The 20,266-nt window shown below is 61.7% G+C and carries 16 protein-coding genes; 8 read left to right on the top strand and 8 right to left on the bottom strand.

What is annotated here, in order from left to right; translation table 11 throughout:
* Positions 1 to 20: 20 nt before the first annotated feature.
* Positions 21 to 1,295, top strand: a complete 1,275-nt coding sequence (gene ccmI, locus H3Z84_RS00230) for a c-type cytochrome biogenesis protein CcmI (RefSeq protein WP_199455831.1) — start codon at positions 21 to 23, stop codon at positions 1,293 to 1,295.
* Here the strand turns inward: ccmI and H3Z84_RS00225 are convergent.
* The 6 genes from H3Z84_RS00225 to H3Z84_RS00200 are packed head-to-tail and all read right to left on the bottom strand — an operon-like array spanning position 1,285 to position 8,235.
* Positions 1,285 to 3,015 (bottom strand): BatD family protein, encoded by a 1,731-nt coding sequence (locus H3Z84_RS00225; protein WP_199455830.1) that lies wholly within the window; start codon positions 3,013 to 3,015, stop codon positions 1,285 to 1,287. The genes ccmI and H3Z84_RS00225 overlap by 11 nt on opposite strands.
* The gene (locus H3Z84_RS00220; RefSeq protein WP_199455829.1) at positions 3,009 to 4,853 is read right to left on the bottom strand and encodes a VWA domain-containing protein; all 1,845 of its coding nucleotides are present in this window, start codon (positions 4,851 to 4,853) and stop codon (positions 3,009 to 3,011) included. The genes H3Z84_RS00225 and H3Z84_RS00220 overlap by 7 nt, the downstream gene beginning before the upstream one ends.
* The gene (locus tag H3Z84_RS00215; protein WP_199455828.1) at positions 4,846 to 5,871 is read right to left on the bottom strand and encodes a vWA domain-containing protein; all 1,026 of its coding nucleotides are present in this window, start codon (positions 5,869 to 5,871) and stop codon (positions 4,846 to 4,848) included. Before H3Z84_RS00215 ends, H3Z84_RS00220 begins: the two co-directional genes overlap by 8 nt.
* Positions 5,868 to 6,335 carry a DUF4381 domain-containing protein gene (locus H3Z84_RS00210; protein WP_199455827.1) on the bottom strand — a complete coding sequence of 156 codons (468 nt, stop codon included), beginning with the start codon at positions 6,333 to 6,335 and terminating at the stop codon, positions 5,868 to 5,870. The genes H3Z84_RS00215 and H3Z84_RS00210 overlap by 4 nt, the downstream gene beginning before the upstream one ends.
* The gene (locus H3Z84_RS00205) at positions 6,332 to 7,267 is read right to left on the bottom strand and encodes a DUF58 domain-containing protein (protein WP_199455826.1); all 936 of its coding nucleotides are present in this window, start codon (positions 7,265 to 7,267) and stop codon (positions 6,332 to 6,334) included. The genes H3Z84_RS00210 and H3Z84_RS00205 overlap by 4 nt, the downstream gene beginning before the upstream one ends.
* Positions 7,268 to 7,272: 5 nt before the next feature.
* Entirely contained in the window at positions 7,273 to 8,235 is a 963-nt protein-coding gene (locus tag H3Z84_RS00200; protein ID WP_036219357.1) for an AAA family ATPase, read from the bottom strand.
* A 163-nt stretch (positions 8,236 to 8,398) separates the two neighbouring features.
* Here H3Z84_RS00200 and H3Z84_RS00195 point away from each other — a divergent pair, with 163 nt between their 5' ends.
* The 3 genes from H3Z84_RS00195 to H3Z84_RS00185 all read left to right on the top strand — a co-directional run bounded on the left by H3Z84_RS00195 (position 8,399) and on the right by H3Z84_RS00185 (position 15,520).
* On the top strand, positions 8,399 to 13,273 hold the full coding sequence (locus H3Z84_RS00195) for an NAD-glutamate dehydrogenase (protein WP_199455825.1): 4,875 nt from the start codon (positions 8,399 to 8,401) through the stop codon (positions 13,271 to 13,273).
* A 65-nt stretch (positions 13,274 to 13,338) separates the two neighbouring features.
* On the top strand, positions 13,339 to 14,397 hold the full coding sequence (locus tag H3Z84_RS00190) for a class I SAM-dependent methyltransferase (protein WP_199455824.1): 1,059 nt from the start codon (positions 13,339 to 13,341) through the stop codon (positions 14,395 to 14,397).
* Positions 14,384 to 15,520, top strand: coding sequence for a class I SAM-dependent methyltransferase (locus H3Z84_RS00185; RefSeq protein ID WP_323126956.1), 1,137 nt, complete (start codon positions 14,384 to 14,386; stop codon positions 15,518 to 15,520). Before H3Z84_RS00190 ends, H3Z84_RS00185 begins: the two co-directional genes overlap by 14 nt.
* A 33-nt stretch (positions 15,521 to 15,553) precedes the next feature.
* Here the strand turns inward: H3Z84_RS00185 and H3Z84_RS00180 are convergent, their stop codons facing one another.
* Positions 15,554 to 16,174, bottom strand: coding sequence for a riboflavin synthase subunit alpha (locus tag H3Z84_RS00180; protein WP_199455822.1), 621 nt, complete (start codon positions 16,172 to 16,174; stop codon positions 15,554 to 15,556).
* A 104-nt stretch (positions 16,175 to 16,278) separates the two neighbouring features.
* On the opposite strand from H3Z84_RS00180, the gene H3Z84_RS00175 reads away from it, so the two are divergent.
* The 4 genes from H3Z84_RS00175 (at position 16,279) to H3Z84_RS00160 (ending at position 19,521) form a co-directional block, all read left to right on the top strand.
* On the top strand, positions 16,279 to 16,956 hold the full coding sequence (locus H3Z84_RS00175) for a TetR/AcrR family transcriptional regulator (RefSeq protein ID WP_058340439.1): 678 nt from the start codon (positions 16,279 to 16,281) through the stop codon (positions 16,954 to 16,956).
* Positions 16,957 to 17,024: 68 nt separating this feature from the next.
* Positions 17,025 to 17,513 (top strand): L,D-transpeptidase, encoded by a 489-nt coding sequence (locus H3Z84_RS00170; protein WP_199455843.1) that lies wholly within the window; start codon positions 17,025 to 17,027, stop codon positions 17,511 to 17,513.
* 23 nt (positions 17,514 to 17,536) lie between these two features.
* Positions 17,537 to 18,748, top strand: coding sequence for a mechanosensitive ion channel family protein (locus tag H3Z84_RS00165; protein ID WP_199455821.1), 1,212 nt, complete (start codon positions 17,537 to 17,539; stop codon positions 18,746 to 18,748).
* Positions 18,745 to 19,521, top strand: a complete 777-nt coding sequence (locus H3Z84_RS00160; protein WP_199455820.1) for an S-methyl-5'-thioinosine phosphorylase — start codon at positions 18,745 to 18,747, stop codon at positions 19,519 to 19,521. Before H3Z84_RS00165 ends, H3Z84_RS00160 begins: the two co-directional genes overlap by 4 nt.
* Here H3Z84_RS00160 and H3Z84_RS00155 read toward each other — a convergent pair.
* Positions 19,502 to 20,263, bottom strand: a complete 762-nt coding sequence (locus tag H3Z84_RS00155; protein WP_323126955.1) for a CsiV family protein — start codon at positions 20,261 to 20,263, stop codon at positions 19,502 to 19,504. The genes H3Z84_RS00160 and H3Z84_RS00155 overlap by 20 nt on opposite strands.
* Positions 20,264 to 20,266: the final 3 nt, after the last annotated feature.

Below are 20,266 nucleotides of genomic sequence, written 5' to 3'. Positions count from 1 at the left end.
CCAACTGCGACGAAGACTCCATGACTGAAACATTCTGGATTGCCGCGACGGTATTCATTCTCATCGCCCTGGCATTTGTGTTGTACCCGGTGTTCTTTCACCGCCCCAAGGCGCGGATGGATGCAGACCTCAGAAACCAGAACCTGCTGGCCTACAAGTCCCGCCTGAAAGAGCTGGATCATGAACATGAAGCCGGCATCCTGGATGCGGAAGGCTACCAGCAACTGAAAGAAGAGCTGGCGGGCGCCATGCTTGACGACGTTCCCGAAAACGAACAGCCACGCCAGCGGCTGGCAGGCCGGCGCAGCGCCATGGCGGTTGCCTTGCTGGCCGTGCTCCTGCTGCCCGCCGGTGCCTACCTGGGCTACCAGGAATGGGGCGCCATGGACCGGGTAGAGCAGTTCATCACCATGCAGGAAATGGGTGCTTCCGGTAACGATGACCAGACTGCGCGCATGTCCGCACTGGCAGACCAGCTGCGGGACCGCCTCGAGCAGGATCCGGAGAACGCCGACGGCTGGGCCATGCTGGGCCAGACCTACATGCGTACCGAACGCTACGAGGATGCGGCCGAAGCCTTCCAGCGCCTGGCTGCAATTACCGAGCAGGATCGCAATGCCAGCTCAGTGGCCTGGGGCCTGTCAGCCCAGGCATTGTACTTCCAGAGTGAAGGGCAGATGACGCCGGGTGTGATGGCTGCCATCGAGTCAGCCCGCGCCCTGAATCCGAACGAAGTGAACTCGCTGGGGCTGCTGGGCATTAATGCCTTCAGCCAGCAGAACTACCGTGAAGCTATCGAGTACTGGGAAACCATTGTTGAGGTAACGCCGGACCATCCGCAGATTGCCTCTATTCGCGGTGGCATTGCCGAAGCCTACAACCGCCTGGGCGAAACACCTCCGGCTGCGCAGGCTCCGGAGCCTGCGGCACCGTCTGCCGGTGTGACCCTGAGAATTTCCCTGGATGATGCGTTCAAGGACAGCGTTCCAGGTGACACCACCCTGTTTGTCTTTGCCCGTGCAAAGGGCACATCAGGTGGGGCACCGGTGGCAGTCGCCCGCATGACCGCCGGTGTTCTGCCGGTAGATATCCGCCTGGATGACAGCTACGCCATGTCGCCGGAGGCCACCATTTCCTCCGCAGAAGAGGTCGTGATTGTCGCCCGCCTGAGCCGCAGCGGCAGCATCAACCCGCAAGCCGGTGACTGGCAGGGCCAGGTGGAAGCGGAAGTTCTGGCACCGGAGGCCGATGGCGAACCGGTTGAACTGGTCATCAGCCAGGAACTTATCGACTGATCGGGTTCAGCGGAGGCAGCCCGTAGCGGCTGTCTTCGCTTTGTGCCTTCCGCTTTCTCAACCTCTCCAATGCTTTCCCCAATCCCTGTCGTGCCTCATTCGAAACCGCCTGCTGGTGTTGCGAGAACAGCTGTGCCTGCAGTTGCTCCAGGTGGCCGGCCAGTTCCGGGTCATCACCGAACCTGACCACATCGCTGACCGTCGCAAAGCGCTGTTCCGGGAAACGTAACCTGGCCCAGTGCAGCAGTTGGCCGGTGGTGTCTGCTGAACCGTTTTTAACCGAACGGATCAACTGCTCATAGGCATGTTTTTCGGTGTCGTCTTCCAATGGCTCGGATGACAGGGCGCCCCCGGACGGTTTTCGGGACAACCACCACAGCACCAGGGTAGCCAGCCAGAGCAATCCCAGTACCAGCGAAAGCCAAAGCCAGAAAGAGCCCGGGTTGTCTGCCGGGGGCAGGTCATCTGCGGTGACCGGATGAGTGGCGGGCGGAGTCTCCGGGGCGCTGTCATCCGGCACCGGCGCAGCGGCGACCGCGCTGTTGCCGGTGATGGTGTAGCGACGCTCGGGCAAGATCGCCTGCTCCAGTTGGTCGGTCTCTGTGTTCCACCAGGGGATGCGGATGGCGGGCAACACCACATCGCCAGCCTGGACCGGCACCAGCGCCGCTTCCTGCTGCAGGGTGGAGCGAAGGCCGTCGACGGTGGTTTCGGTATTTCTCAGGGGGCTTTCCGGGTAGCTGCGTATGGCCGCCGGGGTTTCCTGCGGCAGTGGCGGCAGGGCTTCTGCCGGTAAGCCATCGGCATGTAGGGTGATTTTCCGGGTCAGGTTGGCTCCGGCGTTCAGTTCCCCTGCTGGCGGCAGGCCGTCTTCAGCCAGTGCCAGGCTGCGGGCCGGCAGCCAGGGCTGGTCTGCCGGGTAGGCATCCGGCACCGGTTTTACCGGGACATCATAAAGCTGCTGTTGATCCCGCAGGAACTTCAGCTGGCCGTTGGCGTCCCGTGCCTGGCCTTCGAAGCGGATCGGGGCCAGGCTCAGCTGGCCCGGCTGCTGGGGAAAGATGGCATAGCGTCGCTCAACCACCCGGTAACGGACGCCATCCCGGTAACGGGTGAATTCGCGCTGCTTGCCCAGGGATTCGATGATGGCATCGGGGTGCTCCGGCTCCGACAATTCACCCCGTATCAGGTTGCCCGAGAAAAACAGCTGTACGGTCAGCACCAGCTGTTCCTGCACATACACCTCGGCTTTGTCGGCCGATAGTTCGATAAAACTGTCGCGGGCGCCGGCTTCCTGGTCGGGGGCTGTGCCGGTCACCACGTCAATCTCTACCGGCTTGGAGGTGGCATCCTTGAAGGTCAGCTCCGGTATGGTCAGTTTGCCGGTTCGGGTGGGTGCCAGTTGGTAGGTCCAGGTGATTTCCCCGGTCATGTCTCCGTTGACGGTCTGCACACTGTAACGCTGGTTCCGGGCCAGGATTTCGAAATCCGGCTCTACCTTTTCAATGTCGGGGGAAGGCAGGTCGGACAGGTCAAAGTTGAACAGGTTGCTCAGGTTCAGGTCGATTTCCATGGAGCCGCGCACGGTCAGGGTTAATACCTCGCCTTCGTACAGCTGCGTGCGGTCCGGCTCAACCGACAGCTCACTGGCCTGGGCCGGCTGCAGGGCCGCAAGCTGTACCAGTAACAGAAAAACGGGGAGAAGAATGCGTTTTACCATGGTGTATCGCCCTCGTTCGGTTGCGTCTGGCGCTGCTGGTACTGCTGCAGGAACTTGCGCTGCAACAGCCCGCCGGGGTTGTCAGGAATACGACGGAGCCACTGCTCCTGGCCCTGGTTCAGCGGTTGTTCGGAAATTTCGGCCGGAGCTTCTACAGCCTGGCCGTTGTCGGCCGGCTCCTGGTCTGACGGCTGGCCTTGCCCGGATTGCTGCATGTCTTCGCCAGCCTGTGGCTCGGCGTCTTGGCCGCTCTGTCCGGAATCCTGTGTATCACCGGATTGTTCGGATTCCTGCTGGCTGTCTTGCTGGCCTTGCTGCTGGCTTTCCTGTTTACCCTGACTGCCTTGATCGCCCGGGCTGTCCTGATTGTCCTGGCCGGACTGTGAATCTTCGCCCTGCTGCTGGTTGTTCTCCGACTGCTGGTCACCGGAATCGCCTTGTTGCTGATCTTGCTCCTGCTGCTGTTGCTGGTCGAGCAACTGCTGAACCAGGTCACGGTTAAAGCGGGCGTCTTCGAAGTCGGGGTTCTGCGCCAGGGCCTGCTGGTAGGCGTCCAGGGCTTGTTCAAGCTCGCCGGCCCGGGCCAGGGCATTTCCCCGGTTGTAGTGGCCCGTAGCCGTGGGTGTTTCGGCAAAGGCCTTGGCGGCCTCTCGGTATCGGCCACTGCGGTACAGGGCCGAGCCTTTCCAGTCCGGCTGCTGCAGAACCTCTGCCGCGCGCTCCGCGTCCTGCTCGATCAGTTCCGGCCCGCGCTGGTCGTCCCGCTGCCACAGGCCACCCCAGTCCAGTGCCATGGCCGGGCGGGGTGTCAGGGTCAGAGGTACAAGGCTCAGGGCCAGTACCGCAAAGGCACCCCGGCGCCAGCCCAGCAATAACAGGGGCAGGGCCAGCCACAGCAGCCAGTAGCCGTCGTCCTGCCAGCGATTGATGGTCAGGCCGTCATCGGTTTCCGACCAATCCTCTTCCGCTCCCGGTTCCAGCGCAAGGGCACGGATATCCGCGTCGCCAAGGGTCAGTTCGTGGCTGTCACCGCCGTTGGCCCGGGCCAGCCTCTCCATGGCATCGGGGTCGGCCCTGGCGATAACAATCTCGCCGTTACTGCGCAGGAAGCCCCGCTTGGCCAGGGGAATCGGCCCACCTTCCGGCGTGCCCACAACCAGTGTGCTCAGGGCGTAGCCGGTGCCGGCCAGGTGATTACTGATGGCGCTGTGATAACTTCGGGGCACATCATCGGATATCAGCAATATCCGCCCGCGGCCCGGCGCGCCCTGCTGTAGCAGAGCCACCGCCTGGCTGATGGCCAGGTCTGCCCGGTTACCCTGTGCCGGCATGATGGCGGGGTCCAGAACTCCGAGCATGGCTTCGATAGTGCGGAAGTCTTCGGTCAATGGCGTAACCGTGTGGGCATCGCCGGAGTACACCAGCAGGGCGGTCAGGCCGCCGCGCCGTTGCGCCAGCAGGTCCCGAACCTTGCGCTTGGCCAGGGTCAGCCGGTCCGGTTCGGCATCGGTGGCCAGCATGGACAGCGACAGGTCCAGCACAATCACCAGGCTGTCTTCCGGTTGTTTGAGCGGGGTAGGGGCCTGGCGCCAGCTCGGGCCAGCCAGGCCGATGGCCAGGATCAGCAGGGCGATGTTCAGTGGCAGCAGCGGCGAACGGCTGGCACCGCCCGGGGCACCTTGCCCCGGTTTGTTTAACAGCGGTTTTAGCAGGGGCTGGGGAATATAACGGCTCCAGCCGGCATCGGCCTGGCGTAGCTTGTGCCTGGCCAGGTATAACGCCGGCAGTGCCAGCAACAGTAATAACCAAAGGGGCCTCAGGAAGTGAAAGTCAGCCATGGTGCACCTCCCCGGATTCATTGCGGCGGGCCCGGCTGGCCAGTAACCGCAGTGCTGACAACAGCAGCCACAGGGTAACCGCTGTGCCCGCCGGCCACACGTAGAGTTCGGTAACCGGGCGATAGAACTGGCCTTCCTGCTCAATGGGCTCCAGCTGGTCGATGCTGTCGTAGATCATTTCCAGCTCCGGCAGGCTGCGGGCCCGGAAATACCGGCCGCCGGTCTGTTCCGCCATGCGGGTGAGCAGGGCTTCGTCCAGGTCCCGGGACGGGTTCACCCGCCGCGAGCCCAGCAGCCCCCGCTGGATCATGGAATCGGCACCGATACCGATGGTGTACAGACGAACACCTGCGGCGGCGGCAATCTCGGTGGCTTTGTCCGGGCTCACTTCACCGGCGGTGTTGGCGCCGTCGGTCAGCAGGATGGCTACCCGCTGCTCCTGGGGGCGATCCCGCAGGCGTTTCACCGCAAGGCCCACGGCATCGCCAATTGCCGTTGCCCGGCCGGCCATGCCCAGGCCGGCTTCCAGCAGCAGGGTTCTTACGGTTTCCCGGTCAAAGGTCAGGGGTGCCTGCACGTAGGGCTGGGTGCCGAACAGGACCAGCCCCAGGCGGTCACCCTCCCGGCGGTCGATAAACTGGTCCAGCACCCGCTTGACCGCCTGCAGGCGGTTGATGCTGCGGCCCTGAATAACCATGTCGCGCTCATCCATACTGGGCGATATATCCACCAGCAGCATCAGGTCACGGCCGCTGACCGGCATCTGCACCTGCTCGCCCACATGCTGGGGCCGGGCGATGGCCAGCACCAGGCACAGCCAGGCCAGAAGCAGCAGCAACTGACGCCAGCGCGGTGTCCGGCGCCCTTGGGTGCTGACGCCGGGCATGCCCGACAACCAGTGGCCAACCGGGATGACCGGTGCATCCACCGGTTCACCCTTGCCATAACGTTTGCCGGCCAGGAACAGCAGCGGCAACAGGGCCAGTAACAGCAGCCAGGGATAGGCCAGGGAAATCATAGCTGGGCCTCCAGCCAGAACCGGGCAAAGTCGAGTGCCTGGCCCGGGTCCAGGTTGGTGTTCGGGCGCCAGGGTGCTTGCACCAGCGCTTCCGCTACCGGCCTTGAGGCAATGCGTTCGGAAGGAGAAGTTTCCAGCAGGAATTCGGCCCAGCCCTGGCCGGTGAGGGTTTCCGGATGCCGGTCCGGATAGGCCTGCCGGGCTACCCGCTTGAGCAGCTGGTTAAGTTCACTGAACCATTCGTTGCACTGGCGCGGGTTGGCAGCGAGTTGTAAAAGTTCCTCGCGGGCCTGGCGTTTCCACAGGTTCTGCTGGCGGCGCCGGCGCAGCAACCAGAACGCGACTGCGGCCAGAACCAGAACGACCACCGCCAGAATCCACCAGCCCGGCGCCGGCGGCCACCAGCCACCGGTTTCCGGCAGGTGAATATCGCGCAATTGGGCTAACGGATCTTGCGGGTTCATCCGATCCGCCCTCCCGGGCCTAAAAGCTGGCGCAGGGCGGCTGCCGGCTCTTCGCTGGTCATGATGGTGGCGGCCTGCACACCGGAGGTGCGAAAACAGTCTTCCAACAGCCGTTCATGGGTGACAACTTTTTCCTGCCAGGCCTTTTTAAACGCGGGGTTGGAGGCATCAAACCAGATCGGCCCTTCCGGCGCTGCCACCGCAAACTGGCCGCTGTCCGGCAGCTGTTTCTCCAGCGGATCCATAATGCGCAGGGCGCTGACGGTGTTATGTCGGCCCAGGGCGCCGAGCAGGCTGGTGGTGTTATCGCTGATGTTCATGAAATCGCTGATGATGAAAATCCGGCTGCCGGTATGGGCCACCCGCCGGGCTTCGGCCAGCGCTGTGTCCAGCCCGTGGTCGGGGGCTGAAGGCCGGGGTGGCACGTCCGGCTTGTGTTGGTGGCTGGCCAGGGTATCCAGTAGGCGCAGTACGGATTTCTTGCGCCGGGCCGGGCGCAGCACCTCCAGCTCCTGGTCATTAAATACCAGGCCACCCACCTGGTCGCCGGCCCACAGGGCCAGCCAGGCCAGCAGCGCGGTAACCTGGGCGCAGCGCACCTGTTTGTAGGCCCCGGTGCTGGCGAAGAACAGGGTCGGGCCCAGGTCGGCAATCAGCAGCACCGGCCGCTCCCGCTCTTCTTCGTAGAGTTTGGTGTGGGGTGACTGGCGCCGCGCCGTTACCCGCCAGTCAATGCTGCGGATATCGTCGCCGGGCTGGTATTGCCGCACTTCGGCAAAGGTCATGCCGCGACCACGCTGGCGAGACTGGCGCAAGCCGGCCTGGCGCGAACGCACCGGGCGGGCAGAAGGCAGCTTCAGGGCCCTGGCGTCGGCTTGCAGCCGAACCAGTTCCGGCAGGGTGATGTGGGTTGCTGCGTTGCTCTGCGCCATGGTGTTCAGGCGGTTACCGGTACGCGGTCGATCAGCCTTTGCAGAACCGTGTCTGCGGTCATGCCTTCGGCCTCGGCCTCGAAGGTCAGCAGGATTCGGTGGCGCAGCACGTCAAAGGCCATGGTGCGGATGTCGTCCGGGGTTACGTAGTCCCGGCCATCGAGCCAGGCCAGGGCCCGGGCGCAGCGATCCAGGGCAATGGTGCCCCGGGGGCTGGCGCCGAAAGCCGTCCAGCGGGCCAGTTCCGGATCCAGGCTGGCGGCATCCCGGGTGGCCAGGATCAGGGCCAGCAAATACTGCTCCACCGGCTCCGCCATGTAGATGTCGGATACCGCCTGCCGGGCCTCCATAACCTGTTGCTCTGTAAGACGAATGTCTACCTGTGGTATTCCCTGACGGTAGTCGCTACGGGCAAGGTGCAGAATCTGACGCTCAGCATCGGCATCCGGGTAATCGATCACCACATGCATCAGGAAACGGTCGAGCTGGGCTTCGGGCAGGGGGTAAGTGCCTTCCTGCTCGATGGGGTTCTGGGTGGCCATCACCATGAACAGCTTTGGCAGCGGGAAGGTTTGCATGCCGACACTGATCTGGCGTTCGCCCATGGCCTCAAGCAGGGCAGACTGCACCTTCGCCGGGGCCCGGTTGATTTCATCGGCCAGCACAAGGTTGTGGAATATCGGGCCGCGCTGGAATTCGAACAGGCCGGTTTCGGCCCGGTAGATCTCGCTGCCGGTAACATCGGACGGCAGAAGGTCCGGGGTGAACTGGATGCGGTGGAAATCCCCTTCCAGGTGATCGGCCAGGGCTTTTACCGCGGTGGTCTTGGCCAGGCCGGGTGCCCCTTCCACCAGAAGGTGGCCATCAGCCAGCAGGGCGATCAGCAGTCTGTCTACCAGCTTGTCCTGACCGATGATGCGTTTTGCCAACTGTGTTCTGAGATTACCGAACGTTTGCTGTAACGACATGGAATTCACTGCTCTCGGTTTTGAAGGTCCGGCGGCGCGGGTGTTTGCGCCCGTAGGTAGTTGCCGCAGTTTTGAGGTCTGGCCGGCAAAAATCAAGAGCTTGACTATGCTTATGTGACGATACCGTGATTACGTTTCTTTCACACAAAACCAGAGGTTGGATATGAATGCGCTGACAATTGCCAGCAAGGATCAGTTTTTCGAGCAACTGGCTGAAGCATTCGCAGACAAGCTTGCGAAAACCGAAGCCAAGAAGGTTGTAGAGTTCGCCAAGCAGCATTACGCCCACAGTCCCCTGGAAGAGCTTGTCAGCCGGCGCTTCTCGGACACCTATGGCGCGGTACTGGCGGCCTGGCAGTTCCTGCAGAAGCGCAGCGCCGAGGAAACCCCGGTTACCGTATTCAATCCGGACCTGGAAAGTGACGGCTGGCAGTCTACCCACTCGGTTATTTTTATCCTGCATCCGAACATTCCGTTTCTGATCGATTCCCTGCGCATGGCCATCAACCGCCGGGAAATCGGTACCCACTCCATCCAGCATTCGATTCTGCAGGTGGAGCGAGACGGTAACGGCAAGCTGAAGAAACTGCATTCGGCCAAGAAGTCGTCTGCGGCCTCCTACGAAGCATTGATCGTTCTGGAAATCGATCGCCACAGCGATCCGGCAGACCTGCGGGGCCTGGAAGAAACCCTGCAATCGGTGCTGCACGAAGTGCGCATTGCCGTGGACGACTTCCCGATTGTCAAAGACAAGGTTAGTGAAATCCTGGGCGAACTGGATGCCACCACCGCCGGTATCAGCGAAGAAGACAAGGAAGAAGCCCGGGCGTTTCTTGGCTGGCTCACCGAAGACCATTTTACCTTCCTGGGCTATGACGAATACGACTTCGTTAAAGAAAAGCAGGGCATGGCCGTGCGCCGGGTGGAAAACTCCGAGCTGGGCATCTTCCGGGTAAACAACGAACGCCCGGACAAGGTTCGCCTGAACGAACTGCCCCAGCGCACCCGCCATGAGATGACCCGCACCGACGACATCTTCATCTTCGCGAAGTCGGCCCAGCGTTCGCGGGTGCACCGCCCGGCCTACCCGGACTACATCGCGGTGAAGAAGTTCAACAGCAAGGGTGAAGTGGTGGGTGAGCGCCGCTTCCTGGGCCTTTACACCGCACGGGTATACAACGAGCGCCCGGACGAAATTCCATTGCTGCGCCGCAAATTCCAGACCGTCATGAAACGCTCCGGTTTCATGCGCACGGACTACGCCGGCAAGGAACTGGAACAGATTCTCACCCTGTACCCCCGTGACGAACTGTTCCAGATTGAAACCGAAGAACTGCTGCGGGTCGCCAAGAGCATTCTGTACATCCAGGAGCGGCGGCGCATTGAGTTGTTCATGCGGGAAGATGTCTATGGCCAGTTTGTTACCTGCCTGGCCTTCTTCCCCCGGGACATCTACAACACCGAGCTGCGCCTGAAGGTCGAGCAGGTGTTGCTGGAGTGCCTGGAAGCGGAAGACATCGAGTTTGTTACCCACTTCTCCGAATCGCCACTGGCCCGGGTGCAGTTCACTATCCGCGTGCCCCAGGTGGAGAACCGGCAGCTGCCGCTGGCGGAGATCCGCGACCGTGTGATCGAGCTGGCCCAGTCCTGGAGTGAAGGCCTGGCAGAGGCCCTGCACGAAGCCTATGGCGAAGAACGCGGCAACGAGTTCTACCGGGTATGGGCGGCTGGTTTCCCGGCCAGCTACACCGAGATGTTCTCGCCCCGTCGCGCCGCCATCGACCTGGACCACATTACCAAGGCGGCCAGCGCCGATGACCTGGCTATGAGTTTCTACCGGGCGCTGGAAGAAGACGACAGCACGCTGCACTTCAAGCTGTTCTACCCGGACGAGCCGCTGCCGCTGTCGGATGTGATGCCTATCTTCGACAACCTGGGCTTCCGGGTTATTGGTGAGCATCCGTTTGAAGTGATCGACCGCACCGGCAAAACCGTGTGGATTCACGACTTCACCCTGCAGGCCCATTCCGGTGGCGTGGATATCCACCGTATCCGGCCCATTTTTGAAGAGCTGTTCCGCCGCGTATGGCACACCGAGGCAGAAAACGACGCCTTCAACCGGTTGCTGTTGTCGTCTTACATGAGCTGGCGCCAGATTGCGCTGCTGCGTACCTACGCCCGCTACATGCGGCAGATCCGGTTCTCTAACAGTCAGACCTTTATTTCCAATACCCTGGTCAACCACGAGAACCTGACCCGGATTCTTCTGGAGTACTTTGAAATCCGCTTCAACCCGGATCGCTACAAGAGCCCGGGCAAGAGTGAAGCGGCCCAGAAAAAGCTGGAAATCGAATTTAACGCCGGCCTGGAAGAGGTGGAAAACCTCAGTGAAGACCGGGTGCTGCGGCTGTATCTGGAGCTGATGCAGGCCACCCTGCGTACCAACTACTACCAGCCGGACGCCGAAGGCCAGCCCAAGCCATACATCAGTGTGAAGTTTGACCCCACGCGCATTCCCGACATGCCGCTGCCCATGCCCATGTTCGAGATCTTCGTGTACTCGCCCCGGGTGGAAGGCGTGCACCTGCGTGGTGGCAAGGTGGCCCGTGGTGGCCTGCGCTGGTCTGACCGCTTCGAGGACTACCGCACCGAGATCCTGGGCCTGGTAAAAGCCCAGCAGGTGAAAAACGCGGTGATTGTGCCGGTGGGCGCCAAGGGCGGCTTCGTGGCCAAGCAACTGCCGGATCCGTCTGACCGGGAAGCCTTCCAGGCTGAAGGCATTGCCGCCTACAAAACCTTTATCCGTGGCCTGCTGGACATCACCGACAACCTGGTGGATGCCGGCATACAGCCGCCGGAGCGGGTAATCCGCCACGACGAAGACGACCATTACCTGGTTGTAGCCGCCGACAAGGGCACCGCGACCTTCTCCGACATTGCCAACGGCCTGGCCGCCGAATACGGCTTCTGGATGGGCGATGCCTTCGCTTCCGGTGGCAGCAACGGCTACGACCACAAGAAGATGGGTATCACCGCCCGGGGCGCTTGGGTATCGGTTGAACGCCACTTCCGTGAAATGGGCATCAACCCGGCGGAAGACGAGTTTACCGCTATCGGCATTGGCGACATGGGCGGCGACGTGTTCGGTAACGGCCTGCTGTGTTCCGAGAAAACCCGCCTGGTCGCGGCCTTCAACCACATCCATATCTTTATCGACCCGGAGCCGGATGCGGCGAAGAGCTACAAGGAGCGCAAGCGCCTGTTCGAAATGCCCCGTTCAGCCTGGACCGATTACGACACCAAGCTGATCTCCAAGGGCGGTGGTGTGTTCAGCAGGAACGCCAAGTCGATCCCGGTCAGCCCGGAAATGAAAAAACTGCTGGGCATCAATGCCGACCGCATGCCGCCGAACATGCTGATCAGCTACATCCTGAAGTCCGAGGTGGACCTGCTCTGGGTGGGCGGTATCGGCACCTATGTGAAGGGTGCTGAGGAAACCCATGCCGACGTAGGCGACAAGGCTAACGACGGCCTTCGGGTGAACGGCAAAGACCTGCGCTGCAAAGTGGTGGGCGAGGGCGGCAACCTGGGCTTCACCCAGCTGGGCCGTATTGAATACGCCCTGAAAGGCGGCCGGCTGAACACCGACTTCATCGACAACTCCGGTGGGGTGGATTGTTCAGACCACGAAGTGAACATGAAAATCCTGCTCAACCGTGCCGTGGCCATGGGTGATCTCACCGCCAAGCAGCGCAACGTGATGCTGGAAGAGATGACCGACGATGTCTCGGCCCTGGTGCTGAAGAACAACTACCGGCAAACCCAGGCCATCAGCATTGCCAGTGCCGATACCGCGCCAAGGCTGGAAGAATACCGCCGGTTGATGAACACCCTGGAAAGCGAAGGCAAGCTGAACCGGGGGCTGGAATTCCTGCCCGACGACGACGCCCTGGCCGAGCGCAAACTGGCCAAGAAAGGCCTGACCCGGCCGGAGCTGTCGGTACTGATTTCCTACGTGAAGGGCGACCTGAAGCAGACCCTGATCGCCAGCACCCTGCCGGATGATCCGCTGCTGGCCGGCGAAATGTACAAGGTATTCCCGAAGGAACTGAACAAGAAGTTCTCGAAGGAGCTGGGCGAGCACCAGCTGCGGCGGGAAATTATCGCCACCCAGATTGCCAACGACATGGTCAACCACATGGGCATTACCTTTGTGGAGCGCCTGAACCAGTCTACCGGTGCCGATGCTGCATCCATCGCCCTGGCCTGGATCATCGCCCGGGATGTGTTCCGGATCGACAACTGGTGGGACCGCATCGAGGCGCTGGACTACCATGTGCCCGCCAAGCTGCAGATGGAGCTGATGCAAGACCTGATGCGCCTGATGCGCCGTGCCGTGCGCTGGCTGCTGCGTAACCGCCGGACCGAGCTCAACATCCAGAGCCATATGGAGCGGTTTGCCGACAGCGTATGGGCGATTACCTCCAGCCTGCCGGACTACCTGGGCGACCAGGCTCGCAGCAACTGGGAGCAACGCCACGCATACCTGGAAGAATCCGGCTTGCCGAAAGACCTGGCCTCGGTACTGGCCGGCACCGGTTACCTGTACTCGTCGCTGGGCATTATCGAATCCCAGGAGGCCACCGGCCTGCCGCTGAAAACCGTGGCTAACCTGTACTACGACCTGGGCGATCGCCTCGACCTGACCTGGTTTGCCAACTCCATTGCCGCGCTTACGCCCAATTCCCATTGGCAGGCGCTGGCAAGGGAAAGCTTCCGGGAAGACCTGGACTGGCAGCAGCGCGCCCTGACCACCGGCGTACTGCGCCTGGCGGGCAAGGCCGGCAAGGTGCCCGAGAGCGTGGAAGCCTGGGAACAGAAGCACCAGCACATGATCGAGCGCTGGAGTGCCATGCTGGCGGAGCTGAAGAGCGTGCGGGAGCCGGAATACGCCATGTTCTCCGTTGCCCTGCGTGAGCTGCTGGACCTGGCCCAGAGCACCATGCACCAGAATACGGACAGCGACGGCAGTATCTGAGGCTTGCGTTATGCTGTTGATTCCCGTTCAATTCCGCGCGGGAATCAACCGCAAAGGCAGGATTTATGGCGCAGCTACAAACCAACACACACGACGTTCTGCTCCGGAATGCCGAACTGCTGACCGGCAAGGTGGCCCTGCTGGGCGTATCCGAGCCGGCGCTGCTGGCCCATTGCCCGCAACCCGGGCTGGCCATGAGCGAACACGCCGGTGTGTATGAACAGCTGTGCCAGCATGCGAACTGGCAAGCCTGTTTCGGCTATCAGTGCAACGAGCAGGACGCCGGGGGGTTCGACACCCTGGTCATCTTCCTGCCCAAGGCCCGGGCGGAACTGGAATTACGCCTGGCCATGGCCCGTTATCTGGGCCGCGAAGGCGCCAGTCTGGTGCTGGTGGGCGAAAAGAAAGAAGGTATCGCCGGAGCCGTCAAACAGTTCACCTCCGTGGTGGCCGACGCCCTGAAAGTCGACAGTGCCCGCCACTGCCAGGTGTGGACCGGCAGCAACCACCAACCCCTTTCCCGTTTTGACTTAACCGACTGGTTGCGCTGGACGCAGGTTTCCTGTGCCGGCGTAAGCCTTGACGTAGCCGGCCTGCCTGGTGTGTTCAGCGAAGGGGAGCTGGATGCCGGCACCCGGATGTTGCTGGAAACCCTGGAACAAACCCCGCTGAAAGCGGACAAGGTGCTGGACTTTGCCTGTGGCGCCGGCGTGATCGGCAGCTGGCTGCAAGGCTACCGTCGCGATCAGGGCCTGCCACTGGGTGTGGTAGACGGTGTGGATGTCCAGGCCCAGGCGGTTGCCTGCGCCCGGGAAACCTACGCCCGGGCCGGCGCGGAAGGCCAGATCTACGCCTCCGATGGCCTGGCCGGCATTCAGGGCCGGTGGCCGGCGGTGGTCACCAATCCGCCGTTTCACAGTGGCGTGAAAACCGATACCTCCATGACCGAACAGTTCCTTCGGGAAGTGGCCGCCCACCTGGCCCCCAGGGGCGAGGTGCGGCTGGTGGCCAACAGCTTCCTGCCCTATGAATCCGTTATCCAGCGCTTTATCGGGCCGGTCGAGAAGCTGGCCCAGGATCGCCGTTTTACCGTTTACAGGGCTTTCAATCGTGCCATCCGCTGAAGTACTGCCGCTGACTGCCGGTAACCTGAAGCTCAGCCGCCCCGGCGCCGAGCCTGGCCTGCGGGCCTGGGATGCGGCGGACGAGTTGCTGCTGGCAGAAGCCGGTAACCGGCTGGCGGACAGCCCCCGTGTGCTGGTGGTAGACGACCAGTTCGGTGCGCTCACGCTTGGGCTGGCCCAGGCCCACGGGCCGGTGACCAGCGTGGCCGACAGTGCAGTCCTGCCGGATGCCCTCGACCATAACGCCCGGCTTAATCCCGGCATTGCCAGGCCGGCGCTGCTGCACAGCTGGCTGAACCCGCCGGAGGGGCCGTTTGACCTGGTGGTCTTGCGCATTCCCCGCCATGGCGCCTATCTGGGCTGGCTGTTGCGCTGGGTAAACTCTGTGCTGGCAGACAACGGCTGTTTGCTGGCTGGGGGCATGATCAAGCATTTGCCGGACCGCAGCGTGGATGTGTTTGCCGAAGCCGTGGATACCGAAACGGTACTGCCGGCCCGTAAAAAGGCCCGGGTAGTGGTCTGCCGCAAAGGGCAGGCGCAACTGCAGGGCTGGGCTGAAAGCTGGAAAGGTTACCCGCAGGAGGGTCTGCCGGCGCCGGTAGAGGCATTACCGGCTGTCTTTGCCCGGGACAAGCTGGACATCGGCACCCGGGAGCTGTTGCCGCTTGTGGGCCCTGCCGTGGCCGGGCTGAAGCCTGGCGCGCGTGTGCTGGACCTGGCCTGCGGCAATGGCGTGCTGGGCTTGACGGCACTGGCTTGTGGCTCTGATATCACGGTGGATTTCAGCGATGTGTCCAGCCAGGCCATTGCCAGCGTGCAGCATAACCTGGGTACCTGTGGTTACCGGGCCGGACAGTGCCAGCACAGCGACGGAATCCGGGAAGGAACCGGGCAGTACGACGTGATTTTGCTGAACCCGCCGTTCCATGAAGGCGGTGTGGTGGGGGATCACATTGCCCTGCGACTGTTCCGGGACGCCGCAAAACACCTGGTGCCGGGCGGGCGAATGCTGATGGTGGGCAACCGCCACCTGGGCTACCACAAGTCCCTCAAGCGCTTCTTTGGCAAGGTAGAGCAGCGGGCGGCAAGCCCGCGCTTTGTGGTATTCGAGGCGGCGCCCTGAGCGCCGCTGTTAACCGCGGTTAATCGGCTGGAGTTAAAGGGCAGGGGCAGGGCGGTCGTAACCCAGCCGGGCCAGGGTATCGACGATGGTCTGGGTCTGGCTGTCGATCTCGATGTTCACTGACTGGCCCTGTTCGGCCGTACCGAAAGTCGTGGCCCGCAGGGTTTCCGGAATCAGGTGAACGTTAAAGCGGTTACCGGTGACCTCGCCAATGGTCAGGCTGGCGCCGTTGATGGCGATATAGCCTTTCGGGAACACATACTTCATCCAGCTCTCCGGCACCTCGAACCACAGGGTGACGTTGTTCTCTGTGCGGATAATCTCGGCCAGAACCGCAGTGGTATGCACGTGGCCGCTGAGCAGGTGGCCGCCAATCTCGTCACCAATGCGGGCTGCCCGTTCAAAGTTTACCGAATCCCCTTCGGCCAGGTTGCCCAGCGTGGTCAGCCTCAGGGTTTCCTGCATGGCATCAAAGTACAGCAGGTCGCCGTCTTGGCGGGTCACCGTCAGGCAGGTGCCGTTTATCGCCACCGAGGCGCCGATGGTTACACCCTGCACCTTGGCTTCCGGAAAGCGCACCACCAGTGTATTCAGCCCCGGTGCCTTGATGACTTCCGCAATGGTGGCCACCCCCTGAACGATACCTGTAAACATCACGAATCTCCTGAACGGTTGCAGTCATGCCAAGGTATGCTTGACACGGCAGGGTGTCAAACGTATGTTTCAAACAGACGTTTGTTAGAGGCATGGATAACAAAATGGCGCAGTCAGATACCGTAGACCGCATACTTGATGCTGCTGAAGAGCTTTTTGCCGAGCGTGGTTTCTCGGAAACGTCTCTTCGCATGATTACCAGTAAGGCTAAAGTAAATCTGGCCGCTGTCAATTACCACTTTGGTTCAAAGAACGCGCTGATTCACGCGGTTTTCGCGCGTTTTCTGACGCCTTTCTCTGCAACTCTGGAGACTGCGTTCGACGAACTGGAAGCAAAGTGTGACGGCAAACCGGCTACCCTGAACCAGACCCTCTGGGCGCTCACAGAAAGTGCCGTGCGTATGCCCCAGCGTAACGAAAAAGGTATTTCCATTTTCATGCGCCTGCTCGGGCTGGCCTACACCCAGAGCCAGGGCCACCTGCGCAAGTTCCTGGAGCAGGAATACAGCGAGCCGTTCAGTCGTTTCATGCGTCTTCTGAAAGAGGCCACCCCTGAGTTGTCCTCGGTAGACCGCTACTGGCGCATCCAGTTCATGCTGGGAGCCACCGCCTTTACCATGTCCAGCAGCGATGCCCTGATCGACATCCTGGAAAACAAGCTGGGTGTGCACACCACGGTGCAGGAAATTGCCGCGCGCCTGGTGCCGTTCCTGGCGGCCGGCATGACCGCACCGGACAAAATGCTGGTTTCTGCCCCGGCCCGGCCCGCGCCGGTTGCCTGAGTTCCCCCGCCTCGGTTAGGCTTCCCTCTGGTTTCCGGCCGGAGGGAGCTTCCCTTTTGAATACCCCCTTGCCCCCCGGGGCTTATCTGACCATTGATATCGCCAGCCAGGTGCTAACGGTGTGTGCTGCTGATGGCAGCGCGCTGGACCGTTACCCCATATCTACCGCCCTGAACGGACCGGGTGAGCAGGATGGCAGCGGCTGCACCCCCCGGGGCGAGCACTATATCCGCGCGCGCATCGGCGAAGGCCAGCCGCTGAATACGGTCTTTCGGGGCCGTCGGCCCACCGGTGAGATATACTCACCACAACTGGCGGCTGAACACCCTGATCGGGACTGGATACTGACCCGTATACTCTGGCTTTGTGGCCGGGAGCGGGGGCGCAACCGTGGCCCCGGGGTGGATTCCTTCCGGCGCTTTATCTACATTCACGGCACCCCGGATACCGAACCCATGGGCGAGGCCCTGTCCCACGGCTGTGTGCGGATGAGAAACACCGACATCGCCGAACTGTTTGCGCGGGTAAGGGCCGGCACCCGCGTTGTTATTGGATGAACTGACAGACTCAGAGGAACACAATGATTGGTCAAATGCTGGCTTTGATGAATGGCTGGATCGAAAAATTCGGCTTGCTGTCAGACGGGTGGCGTGCGGGCGTCCTGATATTCCTCCTGGTCCTGGGCACGGCCACCGTTGCCTTTATAGTCAGCCGGTTAATTCTGGCCGTCGAGAACAAGTTCAAGTCGACTAAAAACAAATGGGATGATGCCTTCCTGCATGCTGCCCGCCGGCCCATGGTGGCGTTTGTCTGGCTGCAGGGTGTGTACTGGGCAGCCGAGGTGGCCCATCACTTCAGCGACGCGGAAGTCTTCAAGGCTAACGGTACGGTGCTGCAGATCGGCTTTGTCTGGGTGCTGGTCTGGTTCCTGTTCGGCCTGGTGAAGGAAATCGAAAAGGTCCTGACCTCGCCCATCAAAATGCGCAAGCCGATGGATTACACCACGGTGAACGCCATCAGCAAACTGTTGCGCGCCGTTATTATCATCACCGCAGTGCTGACCGCCCTGCAGACCCTGGGCTTCAGTATTTCCGGGGTTCTGGCCTTTGGTGGTGTGGGTGGTATCGCGGTCGGCTTTGCCGCTAAGGACCTGCTGGCCAACTTCTTTGGCGGCTTCATCATTCACCTGGACCGTCCGTTCAAGGTGGGTGACTGGATCCGCTCGCCGGACCGTAACATTGAAGGCACCGTGGAGCACATTGGCTGGCGCCTGACCACCATTCGCACCTTCGACAAGCGGCCCCTGTATGTGCCCAACGCGGTATTCACCACCATCGCGGTGGAAAACCCGTCCCGCATGACCAACCGCCGCATCTCCGAAACCATCGGCATTCGCTATGCCGATGTACACTCCATGCAGAAGATCGTGGAAGAAATCCGCGAGATGCTGAAAAACCACGAAGAAATCGACAGCAACCAGACCCTGATTGTGAACTTCCTGGCGTTCAATGCCTCATCGCTGGATATCATGCTGTACACCTTCACCAAGACCACCGAATGGGTGCGCTTCCATGAGATCAAGGAAGATGTACTGCTGAAGGTCAGCGACATTATCGAATCCCATGGCGCCGAGATTGCCTTCCCGACCCGTACCTTGCATTTGCCGGACGGTGTCAGGCTCAGTGGCGAGGCGAGCGAACAAGGTGAAGCGCGCAGTGAGGGTAGCAAAGAAGCCCCGGAATCCCGTGGCGAAAGCGAGCAGGGCGGACAATCTGCAGGAGACAAGGCATGACCGCAAGCACCAACCCGGTCGGGATTATCGGCGGTACTGGCCTGACCAGTCTGAGTGACCTCGAAATTGTTGGCGAAGAAACCGTCAGCACCCGTTGGGGCGAGCCCTCAGACAAGCTGGTACATGGCCGGCTGGGTGACCAGGCCGTGGTGTTCCTGGCCCGCCATGGTAACCCGCACCGCATTCCGCCCCACCAGGTGAACTACCGCGCCAACCTGCAGGCACTCTACGACGCCGGGGTGCGAACCGTGGTGGGAGTGAATGCCGTGGGTGGTATCCACAAGGCCATGGGGCCGGCCCATGTGGTGGTGCCAGACCAGGTCATTGATTACACCTGGGGGCGGGCCAGCACCTTTTTTGAGGGCGAGCTGGAGCATGTTACCCACATTGATTTCACCTACCCGTATGATCAGGAATGCCGGCAGCTGCTGATTGATGCCGCCCGGGGGCTGCAGCTGGATTTCTCGGATTTCGGAGTCTACGCGGCCACCCAGGGGCCAAGGCTGGAAACTGCGGCCGAGATCAGGCGACTCGAGCGGGATGGCTGTGACCTGGTGGGAATGACCGGTATGCCGGAAGCCGTGCTGGCTGCCGAGTTGGGTATGCGTTACGTGTGCCTGGCCCTGGTGGTGAACTGGGCGGCCGGAAAGTCCGACCACATCATCACCATGGAAGAAATCGAACAGGCCATTGACCAGGGCATGGCAGGCGTGAAGACAGTCCTGGAGAGGTCAATGGCTGGCTTGGGCCAGCTTAGCCCTCGATCTTCCTGAAGAACACCAGCACGCCAACGGTGGGGGAATCGATAAAGTGGATTTCCTCACTGCGCATGCGGCGGGTTTCGCGAATCCAGGTAATCAGTTCCAGCGGTGCCGGTTCTGCGGCAACCGGGCGGGTAGCCAGCTCAGCAACCTGGTCACCAGCGCTGTATTCGTTTGAGCCCGCTTCATCGGCCTGGGCTTCGGCTTCCGGCACTACCATCACCGGCTCCGGCCGTTCACCTTCCTGCCAGTGGTTCAGGTGCACCTTCACGTGCAGGTAACGCTGGCGGTCGATTTCGATATGGCCTTCCACGGCGCGCTCGCCGGCCCCGCCAAGCCATTTGCCCACGGCGACCCGCATGGGGCGGCCGTTATAGTTGGGCGGAAACGTCTGATACCAGCCGGCGGTGGCCAGAACCCGGTAGTTGCCGCTGTTTTCCAGGCGGGCGGCAGCCTGGTTCAGGTACAGTTCGTTGCGGGCAGCCAGCCGGACATCAGAAACCCGGTTGCTGTTGGCGTCTTCCACCCATAGTGAGCGGATACCGCTCAGGGGTGGTTCCACCGGCATGCCGGCCATCTGCTCTTCAAGGGCAGAGGGGTCTACCAGCCGTTCGACAATTACCACTTCTGCGCGGTAAAAATCATCCGGTGTCTGGGCCAGGGCCTTGCCGGCTGGCATCAGTACGAATGCCAGGGCCAGTGCGGCAGTCAAAGCCTGCTTGAAACAGAGATCACGTGCTTGCAAGTGTGTCACTCC

Origin of the sequence: Marinobacter sp. bablab_jr003 (assembly GCF_016464245.1) — a bacterium.
In the GTDB taxonomy this organism is placed as follows: domain Bacteria; phylum Pseudomonadota; class Gammaproteobacteria; order Pseudomonadales; family Oleiphilaceae; genus Marinobacter; species Marinobacter vinifirmus.
Note: the sequence above shows the minus strand (reverse complement) of the source record. Positions and strands in the feature narration are given on the sequence as shown.

What these genes read in the sequence shown, in the direction of transcription:
- H3Z84_RS00215 (WP_199455828.1), bottom strand. Translation starts at nt 5,871, where the DNA reads ATGATTTCCCTGGCCTATCCCTGGCTGCTGTTACTGGCCCTGTTGCCG.
- H3Z84_RS00180 (WP_199455822.1), bottom strand. Translation starts at nt 16,174, where the DNA reads ATGTTTACAGGTATCGTTCAGGGGGTGGCCACCATTGCGGAAGTCATC.
- H3Z84_RS00165 (WP_199455821.1), top strand. Translation starts at nt 17,537, where the DNA reads ATGATTGGTCAAATGCTGGCTTTGATGAATGGCTGGATCGAAAAATTC.
- H3Z84_RS00210 (WP_199455827.1), bottom strand. Translation starts at nt 6,335, where the DNA reads ATGAACCCGCAAGATCCGTTAGCCCAATTGCGCGATATTCACCTGCCG.
- H3Z84_RS00205 (WP_199455826.1), bottom strand. Translation starts at nt 7,267, where the DNA reads ATGGCGCAGAGCAACGCAGCAACCCACATCACCCTGCCGGAACTGGTT.
- H3Z84_RS00225 (WP_199455830.1), bottom strand. Translation starts at nt 3,015, where the DNA reads ATGGTAAAACGCATTCTTCTCCCCGTTTTTCTGTTACTGGTACAGCTT.
- H3Z84_RS00190 (WP_199455824.1), top strand. Translation starts at nt 13,339, where the DNA reads ATGGCGCAGCTACAAACCAACACACACGACGTTCTGCTCCGGAATGCC.
- H3Z84_RS00200 (WP_036219357.1), bottom strand. Translation starts at nt 8,235, where the DNA reads ATGTCGTTACAGCAAACGTTCGGTAATCTCAGAACACAGTTGGCAAAA.
- H3Z84_RS00195 (WP_199455825.1), top strand. Translation starts at nt 8,399, where the DNA reads ATGAATGCGCTGACAATTGCCAGCAAGGATCAGTTTTTCGAGCAACTG.
- H3Z84_RS00220 (WP_199455829.1), bottom strand. Translation starts at nt 4,853, where the DNA reads ATGGCTGACTTTCACTTCCTGAGGCCCCTTTGGTTATTACTGTTGCTG.
- H3Z84_RS00175 (WP_058340439.1), top strand. Translation starts at nt 16,279, where the DNA reads ATGGCGCAGTCAGATACCGTAGACCGCATACTTGATGCTGCTGAAGAG.
- ccmI (WP_199455831.1), top strand. Translation starts at nt 21, where the DNA reads ATGACTGAAACATTCTGGATTGCCGCGACGGTATTCATTCTCATCGCC.
- H3Z84_RS00160 (WP_199455820.1), top strand. Translation starts at nt 18,745, where the DNA reads ATGACCGCAAGCACCAACCCGGTCGGGATTATCGGCGGTACTGGCCTG.